This window comes from Nonomuraea ferruginea (assembly GCF_039540635.1).
GTDB classification, from domain to species: domain Bacteria; phylum Actinomycetota; class Actinomycetes; order Streptosporangiales; family Streptosporangiaceae; genus Nonomuraea; species Nonomuraea ferruginea.
In genome coordinates this window covers 36,622-48,908 of record NZ_BAABFD010000017.1, presented here as the reverse complement: position 1 = coordinate 48,908, position 12,287 = coordinate 36,622, and the positions used below count along the sequence as shown (strand labels likewise).

Sequence of the window (12,287 nt, the reverse complement as noted above, 5' to 3'; positions counted from 1 at the left end):
GGCTAATGTCCGAGCGTCGGATGCCGGACACGACGGCCGGGAGTTGAGTGGTGGCGCGCGCGAGACCCGACGAGGTCGAGGTCACGGTCGAGCAGCTCGTCCACGTCGGCGACGACGACTACACCGTCGCCCGGGTGAGCGCCGACGACCTGCCCTCCTTCATCGCCTCCGGCCGGACGCTGGCCGGGGCGCAGCCGGGGGAGCGGCTGCTGCTCGCCGGCGAGTGGGGCGAGCACCCCCGCTTCGGCGCCCGCCTGCAGGTCCGCCGGTGCGAGCGCATCGCGCCCTCGACCGTCCGCGCCATCGCCCTCTACCTCGGCTCCGGTCTCATCCGGGGCGTCGGGCCGCGACTGGCCCACGCCATCGTCAGCCACTTCGGCGAGGAGACGCTCAAGGTCATCGACACCGAGCCCGGCCGGCTGCGCGAGGTGGTCAACATCGGCGCCATCCGTCAGGCCCAGATCGTCGAGGCGTGGGCCGAGCAGAAGGCCGTCGCCGCCCTCATGGTCGCCCTGCAGGGCTTCGGGGTGAGCCCGCTGCTCGCCGCCAAGATCTACCAGGTGTACGGCGACGAGTCGCTGCGTGTCCTGACCACCGATCCCTACCAGCTCGTGGGCCGGGTGCGCGGCATCGCCTTCCAGAGTGCCGACCGCATCGCGCTGCGCTCCGGCGTCCCCGAGGACAGCCCGCAGCGCGTCAAGGCGGCCGTGGTCGACCGGATCGAGGCGGCCGCGGCCGGCGGCGGCCACTGCTTCGTGCCGCTGCGCGCGCTCGTCGCCCAGGTGGCCGCGCTGGTCGAGCAGGACGAGCCGAAGATCAGGCAGGCCGTCGACGCGCTCCACGCCGACCGCCGGGTGGTCGTCGAGGCGTCACCCTCCGACCCGGGCCGCCTGGTCGTCTACGGCAAGCAGGAACACAGCCGCGAGGTCGCGCTGGCCGCTCACCTCGCCCGGCTCGCCCGCGCCCCGTCCAAGCTGCGGCTGCGGCCCTTCCAGGAGGACGACCGGCTCCACGACGACCAGCGCGCGGCGGTCAACCTGGTGCTGACCAGCACGGTCTCGGTGCTGACCGGCGGCCCGGGCTGCGGCAAGAGCCACACGGTGGCCGCCATCGCCGCCACTGTGCGGGCGATGGGCGGCCGGGTGACGCTCACCGCCCCCACGGGCAAGGCGGCCAAGCGCCTGTCGGAGCTGACCGGGCTGCCCGCGATGACCGTCCACCGCATGCTCGCCCAGCAGCCGGAGGACGACGGCGCGCTGTTCCAGGAGCGGCCGGTCGAGGCCGACCTCATCGTGGTCGACGAGGCGTCCATGCTCGACCTGCAGCTCGCCACCCGGCTGGCGTCGGCCGTCCCGTCCGGCAGCCACCTGCTGCTGGTCGGCGACAGCGACCAGCTGCCCAGCATCGGCCCCGGCCGGGTGCTGGCCGACCTGCTGAGCGTCGAGGAGATCCCGCGCGTCCGGCTCACCCACATCTTCCGCCAGGCGCAGGGCAGCGGCATCGTCAGGGCCGCCCACCACGTGCGCGCCGGCGAGCTGCCCGGGCTGCCCGGCGGCGGCGGGTTCTGGTTCGAGGAGCTCGACGACCCGCAGGCGGTGGCCGACCGGGTCATCCACCTCGCCACCGAGGCCATCCCCCGCAAGCAGGGCATCCGCCCCGACCAGGTGCAGGTGCTCTGCCCGATGCGCAAGGGCGTCACGGGCACCGTCGAGCTGGGCCGCCGCCTGCAGGAGCGGCTCAACCCGCCGGGCGACGGGGTCGACGAGCACTGGTACGGCTCCTCGGTCTACCGGGCGGGCGACCGGGTCCTGCCCATCCGCAACAACTACGACAAGGGCGTCTTCAACGGTGAGACCGCCACGGTCACCGCCGTAGACCAGCGCGAGCGGCTGGTGGAGCTGCGCACCGACGACGGCCGCACGGTCGAGTACGCCTTCGGCGAGCTCGACGAGCTGACCCACGCGTACGCGATCAGCGTGCACCGCTCCCAGGGCAGCGAATACCCGTTCGTGGTCGCCCCGATCGTCGCCGAGTCCGGTGGCATCATGCTGCGCCGCAGTCTCCTCTACACGCTGGTGACCAGGGCCAAGTCGTGGGTGGTGCTGGTGGGCCGGCGCGAGGCCCTGGAGATGGCGGTCCACACCCTCGGCCGCAGACGCAACACCGCGCTGCCGCAGCGGCTGGCCCTCGCGCTGGCCTGACGGGTCAGATGCTGGGCCGGGTCGACTCGGGGTCGTGGGTCATGGCCTCGATGCGGTCCATCACCTCGTCGAGCCGGATGACGCCGGGGAGGTGCGGCCTGCGGCGCTGCCACGGGTGCGGCCCGGCCGGCGGGCGATACTCGACGCCGAGCGCGTCCAGCCGCCCCAGGTGGGCCTCCAGGCGGCCGGGGAAGTCGTCCTGGGCGCCCCAGGCGATGTCGGCCAGCGCGCACGCCCTGGGCCACATCCGGTAGTCGAGGGTGCGCGGGTCGGGCACGCGCTCCGTCCAGAGCTGCGCCTGCACGCCGATGACCCGCTCACGCTCCTGAGGAGCCCAGTCGTCCGGGGCGGGGTCGAACGCGGCCACGTCGGCCACGGTGATCGTCTCGCCGATGGCCAGCGGCTCGTCGGGCGAGGCCGCCTCCGCGTAGTCGAAGTAGAGCGGGAAGACCGAGGTGGCCACCACGTCGTGGCCCGCGGCGGCGGCGCGGCGGGCCACGCCCTGCCCGCGCCACGGCATGACGACCGTGTCCGGCCGCAGCCCGCCGCTCACGAACGCCTCGTCCCACACCACCGCGCGGCTGCCCCGCTCGGCCAGCGCGTCGGCCAGCCGCCGCAGGAACCACGCCTGCAGGTCGTTGACCGTGGCCAGGCCGAGCGACTCGCGGTAGGCGTCGATCTCGGGCGAGGCGGCCCACTGGTCGAGCACCACCTCGTCGCCGCCGATGTGCACGTAGGGGGTCTCGCCCAGCGCCCCCAGCAGCTCGTCGAAGATCGTGGTGAGGAACTCGACCGTCGGCGGCAGCGGCGACAGGATGGCGGGGGAGATGCCCCACCGGTCGAGCACGTCATGCGGCTCGCCCGTGGCGCCCAGCGACGGGTAGGCGGCCAGGATCGCCGAGGCGTGCCCCGGCACGTCGATCTCCGGCACCACGGTCACCGCCCTGTCGCGGGCGTAGGCGGCGATCTCGGCCAGGTCGTCCAGGGTGTAGTAGCCGCCGTGCGGGATGCCGTCGAACGCCTCCGGCTGACCGTACGGGTGCACGGCCGAGCGCGGCCGGTGGGAGGACATCTCGTGCAGCAGCGGGTAGGCCCGGCTCTCCACCCGCCAGCCCTGGTCGTCGGCCAGGTGGAGGTGGAGGCGGTTGAGCTTGTGCAGCGCCATGAGGTCGACCAGCCGCATGACCTCCCGCTTGGGGAAGAAGTGGCGCGCCACGTCCAGGTGGAGCCCGCGCCACGGGAAGCGGGGTTCGTCCTCGATCCGCGCCCCGGGCACGGTCCACGACGTCGCGGCACCGTACCGGAAGGCGTCGTCGGGCAGCAGCTGGCGCAGCGACTGGGCGGCGTAGAACGCGCCCGCCCGGCCGCCGGTGGCGATCTCGACGCCGCGCGAGCCCACCGTCAGCCGGTAGGCCTCGTCGCCGAGCGAGGGGTCGAGCCGCAGGTCGATCGCGCCGTCGTCGCCCGGCAGCAGGTCCAGCCCCGGCATCGCGGTGCGGACGGCGCCGATCAGGTCGGCCGGCCCCGAGACGGCGGCCCCGGCGGTCAGCTCGTAGGAGGCGGACAAGGGACGGCTGAGCTTCGGGCGAGGGATCATGACTTCAGATAGTGCTGCAAGCCGTTCGCCAGCGCCAGCGCGATCTTCTGGCGGAACGCCGGGTCGCGGAACTTCGCCGCCTCACCCGCGTTGCGCATGTTGCCGGCCTCGATGAAGACCTTCGGCACCGTCGACAGGTTGAGCCCGCCCAGGTCGCCGCGGTAGTCGAGCCCCTTCTTGCCGATGTAGGTGGAGTACGGCAGCCCGGTGCCCTCGCGGAAGGCGTCGCGCACGGCCTTGCCCAGCCTGGCCGAGGCGCCCACCACGGGGTCGACCGGGCCGCCGATCTTCTTCGGCATGATGACGTGGAAGCCGCGGTTTCCTGGGCTGGAGCCGTCGGCGTGGACCGAGATCGCGGCGTCGGCCTCGCTGCGGTTGCCGATCGCGGCCCGCTCGGTGATGCACGGGCCGACGCCGGTGTTGCTGGAGCGGGTGAGCTTCACCGTCGCGCCGCGGCTCCTGAGGATCTTGGCCATGCGCGTGGACACGTCCCAGTTGAAGGCCGCCTCGGAGTAGCCGCTGTTGGTGGAGGTGCCGGTGGTGTCGCAGGCCTTCCACTGGGTCAGCACGTTGACCTTGCGGTTGATTTCCTTCGGGGCGCGGGCGTTGCCTCCGTTGTGTCCCGGGTCGATGACGACGACCCTGCCGTCGAGCGGCCGCACGGAGGGGGCCTTCTCGGCGGGCCGGGCCGAGCCGGCCGACCGGGCGGGCTCGGCGGCCGTGGCGCTCGACGTGGGCCCGGCGTCCCGGCGCGCCATCTGGTCCGCCACGGGGGCACCGGGAACGGTGCCGCCGCACGCGGAGGCGACCAGGCCGCAGGCAGCGAGAAGAGAGGCGGGAAGCGCACGCATGCGCTCCAACTTACGGCAACCTCGTCCGCGGGGTGCGGAACGCCGCGAACCCGCTCACCACACGTGCTCGCCGACCTCCTGACGCTGGAGGAGGGCGGCCAGCTCCCGCGCGTCCTCGGCGTCCAGGCCGAGGACGACGCGGGGCCGGCCCCACGGGTGGTCGAGCGAGTGGGCGACGTAGCTGGCGACGGACTCCACGCCGACGTCGGTGCCCCGGCCCCGCCCGGCGCGCCACTGCGCCCAGGCGCGCTCGAGCTCGGCCGCGGCACGCTGGGCGCACGACACCAGTTCCGGATCACGCATGGCTGTCCCCCCGGATCAGATCGTGGCCGGACCGCAAGTCCGGCCACAATTAGCATGACCCTGGCGAGTTAACCGCCGGGCGGGGCGTCACGGAGCGTGTTGACCGACCTTTGACATCCTCTTAGGCAGGACCCGTGCTGCGCCGCACGATCAGCTCTGGTGTCACCTCGCGTAGCCGGGCGGCCTTGGCCGGCTCGGAGATGCGATCGCTCAGCAGCGCCGCGGCCGTCCGCCCCATCGCGCGCCGGGGCTGGTCGACCGAGGTCAGGGAGATGTGGTCCGACGCCGCCAGGTGGGTGTTGTCGTAGCCGATCACCGAGAGGTCTTCCGGCACCCGCAGGCCGAGCTCGGCCGCGGCGATCAGCACGCCGAGCGCGACCACGTCGTTGGCGGCGAAAATGGCGGTGGGCCTCGGTTCGCGGGTCAGCAGGGCGAGTGCCGCCGTCCTGCCGCCGTCCTCCGAGGCGTCCGCCGCCTCGACCATGATGTAGGGCGCCAGCGAGTGCCTGCGCATGGCCACGAGGTAGCCCTCGCAGCGGGAGGGGCGCGGGCCCTCGATGTGCGCGATGCGCTTGTGCCCGGCCGCGACCAGGTGGTCGATCGCCAGGCGCGCGCCGTGCTGGTCGTCGTCGACCACGATGTCGACGCCGTCGAGCTCGATGTCACGTTCCCCGACGACCACCGTCGGGGTGTACGAGGTCGCCTCGATCAGGGTTTCGCTGGTGGGCGCGATGCCTAAGAGCACCAGCCCGTCGACCCGGAGTTCCAGGAAGGCCTCCACGGCCTCGTCCTCGAACGCCGGGTCCCACTGGCTGTTGCCGATCAGCATGCGCAGCCCGTCGCCGTGCAGGCTCTCCTGCAGGCCGTCGAGGAACTCGGCGTAGAACGGGTTGTGCAGGTCGGCGACGAGTGCGCCGACGAGGTGCGTGCGGCCTTCCACGAGGCTGCGCGCGACGGCGTTCGGCCGGTAGCCGAGTTCACGGGCCGCCTGCAGCACGGCCTGGCGCCGGTGCTCGCTCACGTGCGGGGATCCGCGCAGCACGAGTGAGACCAGCGATTTCGAGACGCCGGCTCTCTCGGCGACGTTGCGGATGGTGGGCCTTGGTCGAGGCAGCGCGTCTACCTCTCTCAGCTCGGTGATGGTCGATGACTTCACTGGCGGTCCTGGCATGTGTCTCCCCCGCGATGCGGATGTTGGGGCACCTGTACCACCAAACGATCGAGTTCGCCGCAGGGTACGGCCTGGGTTCCGGAAGCCCGTCATTGCCCGGATGTCCGCAGGTCGGCAAGGTTGAGGCCGGAGCGTTCAGAAGCTCGACGGCGTGCGACGACTGCGTTTCGACCGCGCGACGCTCAGTCGCGCATGGGTCCGCGCGCCTCTGTGGGCGGCGCGGGCGGCGTGGGAAGGAAACCGGGGAAGGATGGCGCCGGGCGGGCGGCGCCAACTCCCCTGTATGACGTCCGAGTCGTCACTGGGGTGGACCGGGCCACGCCGACCTGGCCCACCGTGAGAACCCCCCTGAGGTTGGTGACGACCCCGGTCTCACTCCGAGCGCTGCTGCGGAATCCCCGCCAGCAGTGCGCGAACCTCGGTCTCCCGGTAGCGCCGGTGACCGCCGAGGGTGCGGATCGACGTCAACTTGCCCGCCTTGGCCCACCGGGTGACGGTCTTGGGGTCGACCCGGAACATGGTGGCGACCTCGGCGGGCGTGAGCAGCGGCTCGGCCTCGGGTGTACGAGCTGACATTTGTGCGGCCTCTCCTCCGTGTGGACCGGCTTCGCGATCCTGCGACTGCCTTTGCGCGTGTCACGGATGTCCCTCTATGACCCAGAGCGTGCGGCTTTTCTGGGCCATATACGGCATCACCCGATGTGACCATACCGCCACGCAGAGCGATTGGCGAGCCCTTCTTTGACCCAACTGCCCGCCCCTGCGGCGATGTCACGCTCGGTGATTCTAGCGACACGTTTCGTGGTATCGCAGTGAAAACGGCAAACTACTCAGTTCGCAGAAGTGAGCAGCCGCGACTCATGACCTACTCATGCAGGTCAGACGGTCGTATTGGGGTTCAGTTGGAAGATTCCAGGAGTTGCATTGACTTCCAGCGAAGGATGACCCTCTGGTACATGGCATAGGCAAGCTCTTCTTGACCCGTGTCCAGCCCCGTCAGGGCCGCGGAAAGCTCCGCCACCGACTGGTCGGCCTGCAGCGCCTCGTCGTTCATCAGATGCACCAGGCCGCCGTAGTCGAGCTCCACCAGCGAGTGGGGGTGGAACTCCTCCAGCCACCGCGCCACGTCCTCCACGTCGAAGTTGGGCGCGGTGTCGCCGAGGTTGCGCCGCAGCACCTGCAGCGCCCGCGCGGCCCGCCTCCTGGCCTGGGCCATGGACGTGACGTAGATGAGGTTGCGCCCGGTGGCGGTCGTCACGTCCTGTCCGGGCACGGAGGCGCCGAGCACCAGCCAGCGCTCGTTGCCGTCGAACGGCACGAACCACGAGGGTGGCACGTGCCAGGCCGTGGTGCGGATGTGGGTGCGCAGCGCGTCCGAACCGGCGCCGCGCTTGTAGCGGTCGAAGTCGTCGGCCGTCTGCTCGGCGATGGCATTCGGGACGAACCGGTCCATCAGCTTCACAGGGACACTGCCCCGGAGCCTTGAGAAGGCCAGCCACGAGCGCAACCGGGTCTGCCAGGGGCAGACGTACAGACGGTCCTCGACACGCCGCAGGTAGGCGTTGGGGCTCTCCTGCGCGGGTACGACTTGAGGAGGCATGCCAAGCAGGCGCCTGACCGACTCCCCGTGCTCGGCTTGGAGCGCGTTGGCCCGGCGCGGACGGTCGCGAGAATCGGCATAGTCGGCCCAGACCTTGCGCTCGGATTCGGAGAACGCGGTCAGCGGCTCATAGACGCGGAGGTAGGCGGCATAGGGCAGCACGGAGGCATCGTGTCATGAAGCCAACCCGCCGTGCATCGTCGTGCCGACTACGCTTGAGTGATCTCCGCCGCGAAGGGGCGGCGGACCGGACAGGGAGTCACTACCGTGACCGACGTCTTCGGTGCGTCCCACAAGGACGTTCACGAGCAGGTCGTCTTCTGCGCCGACGAGCAGAGCGGCCTTCGCGCCATCATCGCCATCCACAACACCGCACTCGGCCCCGCTCTCGGGGGCACCAGGTTCTACCCGTACGAGAGCGAGCAGGCCGCCCTGGCCGACGTGCTCAACCTCGCCAAGGGCATGGCCTACAAGAACGCGCTGGCCGGCCTCGACCTCGGCGGCGGCAAGGCCGTCATCATCGGCGATCCCGCCCGCGACAAGAGCGAGCCGCTGCTGCGCGCGTACGGGCGCTTCGTCGAGTCACTCGGCGGCCGCTACATCACGGCCTGCGACGTCGGCACCTACAGCGAGGACATGGACCTCATCGCCCGCGAGTCCCGCTTCGTCGTGGGCCGCACCGTCGCCCACGGCGGCGCCGGCGACTCCTCCATCCTGACGGCGTTCGGCGTCTTCCAGGGCATGCGCGCCTCGGCCGAGCGGGTCTTCGGCGCCCCGACGCTGCGCGGCAGGCGGGTCGGCGTCGAGGGCGTCGGCAAGGTCGGCCACCGCCTGGTCAGCCTGCTCCGCGACGACGGCGCCGACGTGGTGATCTGCGACGTCAGCGAGCGGGCGATCGACCGCGTCAAGCGGCTCCACCCCGAGGTCGACGTGGTCGCCGACGCGCGGGAGCTGACCGCGGCGGACATCGACGTGTTCGCGCCGTGCGCGCTGGGCGGCGCGCTCGACGACGCCACGGTGTCCACGCTGCGCGCCAAGGTCGTCTGCGGCGCGGCCAACAACCAGCTCGCCCACTCCGGCGTGGAGAAGCAGCTCGACGAGCGCGGCATCCTCTACGCGCCCGACTACGTCGTCAACTCCGGCGGCGTGATCCAGGTGTCCGACGAGATCGGCGGCTTCGACATGGAGCGCGCCCGCGCCAAGGCGATGGGGATCTACGACACGACCCTGAAGATCTTCGCGATCGCGTCGGAGGAAGGCGTACCCCCGGCGGTGGCAGCGGATAGGCTGGCAGAGCGCAGAATGTCGGAAGTCGGGCGGATTAGGGGCATTTGGCTAGGGCGCTGACGCCCCGCGCTCATACGACGTACCGAGCTGGGCACAAAACAGGTACGGTAATAGGCGAACGATAGGCTGACGCCCGATGCAAGGGCGGCGTCAGCGTGTGGTGCGTTAGCGACGAGGGGTCGGGAGACGACCCCACACGAGGGGGTCGAGCCAATGGGGCGCGGCCGAGCAAAGGCCAAGCAGGTCAAGGTTGCTCGCCAGCTGAAGTACAACAGCGGTGGCACGGATCTCGACCGACTTCGCGACGAACTCGGGGTCGGAGACTCCAGCAACGACGACGCCGACGACCTCAACGACGAGCTGGCGGATCGCTATGCCGATTACGCCGACGACTACGGAGACGACGACGGCGGACGATCGTCCGGCCGCCGCTAGCCGTTCTCACTCTTCCCGTTGACCGTGGCGAGTGCCCGGCATCCGCCGGGCGCCCAGCCCGAAGCGCGCAAGCCCCACGGGCCACCCGTGGGGCTTCGTCACGCTCGCGTCGTGCCGGGTGAGAGGTGTACGTGTCCGGCGACACGGGATGGCCGGGCGCGATCAACCGGTAGCGCCCGGCACACCGGAAGCTGTTCAGCGGTAGCGGGCGCGGCCCTCGCCGGGCACGACCTCGCCCAGCACCCACGCGGGCAGCCCGCGCCCTTCCAGCAGGCGGACCGCCTCGTCGGCGACCTCCGCCGGAACGATCGCCGCCATCCCGACACCCAGGTTGAACGTACGGTCGAGGTCGGCCTGCGCGATGCGGCCGTGGCCCGCCAGCACCTGGAAGATCGCCGGAGGAGTCCACGACGAGCGGTCGAGCACCGCGTCCAGATGGCCGGGCAGCGAGCGGGACACGTTGCCCTCCAGCCCGCCGCCGGTGATGTGCGCGTAGGCGTGCACCTCGACCGTGCGGGCCAGCTCCAGGCAGTCGAGCGAGTAGATGCGCGTCGGCTCCAGGAGCTCCTCGCCCAGCGGCCGGCCCAGCTCGGGCAGCTCCGCGTCGAGGGAGAGGTCGGCCAGCTTGAGCACGTGGCGCACCAGCGAGTAGCCGTTGGAGTGGACGCCCGACGACGCCAGCCCCAGCACCACGTCGCCCTCGCGGACCCGGTCGGGACCGAGCATCGCGTCGGCCTCGACGACGCCCGTGCCGGCGCCCGCCAGGTCGTACTCGTCGGGCCCCATCGCACCGGGGTGCTCGGCCGTCTCTCCGCCCACCAGCGCCGCGCCCGCCAGCCGGCAGCCCTCGGCCACCCCGCCGACGATCTCCGCGACCCGCTCGGGCACGACCTTGCCGCAGGCGATGTAGTCGGTCATGAACAGCGGCTCGGCCCCGCACACCACCAGGTCGTCGAGGACCATGCCGACCAGGTCGACGCCGATCGTGTCGTGCTTGCCGTAGCGCTGCGCGATCATGACCTTGGTGCCGACCCCGTCGGTCGACGTGGCCAGCAGCGGCCGCCGGTAACGCAGCAGCGCCGACGCGTCGAACAGCCCGGCGAAGCCGCTGGCGTCGTCGACCACCTCCGGGCGGCGCGAGCGGGCCACCTTGTCCTTCATCAGCGCGACCGCGCGCTCGCCCGCCTCGATGTCGACGCCCGCGGCCTCGTAGGTGGTCACGCCTTGCTCTCCAGGACGAACTTGCCGACGTTGTCTTCGTCGATCGGGATCGGGTAGGAGCCGTCGAAGCAGGCCCGGCAGAGCCGCTCGGCGGGGATCGTGGTGGCCTTGGTGAGCCCTTCGAGCGAGATGTAGCCGAGCGAGTCGGCGCCGAGCGAGGCCCGGATCTCCTCCACCGACAGCGAGCCCGCGATCAGCTCGGCGCGGGTGGCGAAGTCGATGCCGTAGAAGCACGGCCACGCGACCGGCGGCGACGAGATCCGTACGTGCACCTCGCTCGCGCCGGCCTCCCGCAGCATCTTCACGATGGCCCGCTGGGTGTTGCCGCGCACGATCGAGTCGTCGACCACGACCAGGCGCTTGCCCTCGACGACCTCGCGCAGCGGGTTGAGCTTGAGCCGGATGCCGCGCTGGCGGATCGTCTGCGACGGCTGGATGAACGTGCGGCCGACGTAGGAGTTCTTCACCAGGCCCTGGCCGTAAGGGATGCCGCTCTCCTGGGCGTAGCCCACGGCGGCGGGGGTGCCGGACTCGGGCGTCGGGATCACCAGGTCGGCCTCGACCGGATGCTCGCGGGCCAGCACCCGGCCCACCTCGACCCGGGTGACCTGCACGCCGCGCCCGGCGATGGTCGTGTCGGGGCGGGCGAGGTAGACGTACTCGAACAGGCAGCCCTTGGGCTCCGCCAGCGCGAACCTGCGCGAGCGGACGCCGCGCTCGTCGATCGTGAGCAGCTCGCCCGGCTCGATCTCGCGGACGAACGTGGCGCCGACGATGTCGAGCGCCGCCGTCTCCGACGCCACCGCCCAGCCGCGCTCCAGCCTGCCCAGCACGAGCGGGCGGATGCCCTGCGGGTCGCGCGCGGCGTAGAGCGTCGTCTCGTCCATGAACACCAGTGAGTACGCGCCCTTGACCTGCGGCAGCAGCTCGGCGGCGGCGTCCTCGACGGACCGGCTGCGATCCTGCGCGAGGAGCGTGGTGAGCACGTCGGTGTCGGTGGTCGCCCGGGTCGTGCCGGGCTCCAGACGCTGGGCCAGCGCCGGGGTGTTGATCAGGTTGCCGTTGTGGGCCAGCGCGAGCCCGCCCACGTCGGTCGAGCTCAGCGTGGGCTGCGCGTTCTCCCACACGCTGGAACCGGTCGTGGAGTAGCGGCAGTGGCCGATGGCCAGGTGGCCGCGGAGGGTGCCGAGCACGGACTCGTCGAAGACCTGGGCCACCAGGCCCATGTCCTTGTAGACGAGGATGCGGCTGCCCTCGCTGACCGCGATGCCCGCGGACTCCTGGCCGCGGTGCTGCAACGCGTACAGCCCGTAGTAGGTGAGTTTGGACACTTCCTCGCCTGGCGCCCAGACGCCGAACACGCCGCAGGCGTCTTTCGGCGCGCGGTCGTCGGGGTCCAGGTCATGGCCGAGCCGGCCGTCGCCCTTCAGCACGTAGTTCAGTCTAGGTCGGCCGGCTTCGTGCTCGCGCACCCGGGGTGCGTCCTCGCCGGACCGCGCCCGTTTGGACGGAAGATGACCGGGGGGTTACCCGTGTCGTCAGGTTTCAAGTGCCGCTCCTGCGAAAAGGTGAAGTATCCGGCATGCAGACCCCGTCGGGAGAGCGGAACGTGACCACACCT

11 protein-coding genes are annotated in these 12,287 nt (G+C 71.5%); 3 read left to right on the top strand and 8 right to left on the bottom strand.

Annotated features, from left to right (window positions below):
* Positions 1-50 precede the first annotated feature (50 nt).
* On the top strand, positions 51-2,201 hold the full coding sequence (gene recD2, locus ABD999_RS29405; RefSeq protein ID WP_261808924.1) for an SF1B family DNA helicase RecD2: 2,151 nt from the start codon (positions 51-53) through the stop codon (positions 2,199-2,201).
* Between the two features lie 4 nt (positions 2,202-2,205).
* On the opposite strand, the gene ABD999_RS29400 is transcribed toward recD2, so the two are convergent.
* The 6 genes from ABD999_RS29400 to ABD999_RS29375 form a co-directional block, all read right to left on the bottom strand.
* Positions 2,206-3,798: a beta-N-acetylhexosaminidase gene (locus ABD999_RS29400; RefSeq protein ID WP_271275683.1), complete on the bottom strand. Its 1,593-nt coding sequence runs from the start codon at positions 3,796-3,798 to the stop codon at positions 2,206-2,208.
* A complete protein-coding gene (locus ABD999_RS29395; protein ID WP_271275684.1) occupies positions 3,795-4,649 on the bottom strand; it encodes an N-acetylmuramoyl-L-alanine amidase in 855 nt (284 codons plus the stop codon). Before ABD999_RS29395 ends, ABD999_RS29400 begins: the two co-directional genes overlap by 4 nt.
* A 54-nt stretch (positions 4,650-4,703) precedes the next feature.
* Complete coding sequence (locus ABD999_RS29390) at positions 4,704-4,952, bottom strand: hypothetical protein (protein WP_148035189.1); 249 nt, start codon at positions 4,950-4,952, stop codon at positions 4,704-4,706.
* A 121-nt stretch (positions 4,953-5,073) separates the two neighbouring features.
* Entirely contained in the window at positions 5,074-6,108 is a 1,035-nt protein-coding gene (locus ABD999_RS29385; protein WP_261808923.1) for a LacI family DNA-binding transcriptional regulator, read from the bottom strand.
* Positions 6,109-6,495: 387 nt separating this feature from the next.
* Complete coding sequence (gene bldC, locus ABD999_RS29380) at positions 6,496-6,699, bottom strand: developmental transcriptional regulator BldC (RefSeq protein ID WP_013133571.1); 204 nt, start codon at positions 6,697-6,699, stop codon at positions 6,496-6,498.
* 322 nt (positions 6,700-7,021) lie between these two features.
* Positions 7,022-7,885, bottom strand: a complete 864-nt coding sequence (locus ABD999_RS29375) for a DUF8083 family protein (RefSeq protein ID WP_148035188.1) — start codon at positions 7,883-7,885, stop codon at positions 7,022-7,024.
* Positions 7,886-7,990: 105 nt separating this feature from the next.
* Between ABD999_RS29375 and ABD999_RS29370 the strand changes: the two genes are divergently transcribed.
* Both ABD999_RS29370 and ABD999_RS29365 read left to right on the top strand, forming a co-directional pair.
* Positions 7,991-9,070, top strand: a complete 1,080-nt coding sequence (locus ABD999_RS29370) for a Leu/Phe/Val dehydrogenase (protein ID WP_219546702.1) — start codon at positions 7,991-7,993, stop codon at positions 9,068-9,070.
* A gap of 153 nt (positions 9,071-9,223) precedes the next feature.
* A complete protein-coding gene (locus tag ABD999_RS29365) occupies positions 9,224-9,445 on the top strand; it encodes a DUF3073 domain-containing protein (protein ID WP_148035186.1) in 222 nt (73 codons plus the stop codon).
* A gap of 195 nt (positions 9,446-9,640) precedes the next feature.
* On the opposite strand, the gene purM is transcribed toward ABD999_RS29365, so the two are convergent.
* Both purM and purF read right to left on the bottom strand, forming a co-directional pair.
* Positions 9,641-10,666 carry a phosphoribosylformylglycinamidine cyclo-ligase gene (gene purM, locus ABD999_RS29360; protein ID WP_148035185.1) on the bottom strand — a complete coding sequence of 342 codons (1,026 nt, stop codon included), beginning with the start codon at positions 10,664-10,666 and terminating at the stop codon, positions 9,641-9,643.
* Entirely contained in the window at positions 10,663-12,099 is a 1,437-nt protein-coding gene (gene purF, locus ABD999_RS29355) for an amidophosphoribosyltransferase (RefSeq protein ID WP_148035184.1), read from the bottom strand. The genes purM and purF overlap by 4 nt, the downstream gene beginning before the upstream one ends.
* Positions 12,100-12,287 lie beyond the last annotated feature (188 nt).

Coding starts and splice junctions, on each gene's coding strand:
- bldC (WP_013133571.1), bottom strand. CDS start 6,699: ATGTCAGCTCGTACACCCGAGGCCGAGCCGCTGCTCACGCCCGCCGAG.
- ABD999_RS29395 (WP_271275684.1), bottom strand. CDS start 4,649: ATGCGTGCGCTTCCCGCCTCTCTTCTCGCTGCCTGCGGCCTGGTCGCC.
- ABD999_RS29390 (WP_148035189.1), bottom strand. CDS start 4,952: ATGCGTGATCCGGAACTGGTGTCGTGCGCCCAGCGTGCCGCGGCCGAG.
- ABD999_RS29365 (WP_148035186.1), top strand. CDS start 9,224: ATGGGGCGCGGCCGAGCAAAGGCCAAGCAGGTCAAGGTTGCTCGCCAG.
- ABD999_RS29400 (WP_271275683.1), bottom strand. CDS start 3,798: ATGATCCCTCGCCCGAAGCTCAGCCGTCCCTTGTCCGCCTCCTACGAG.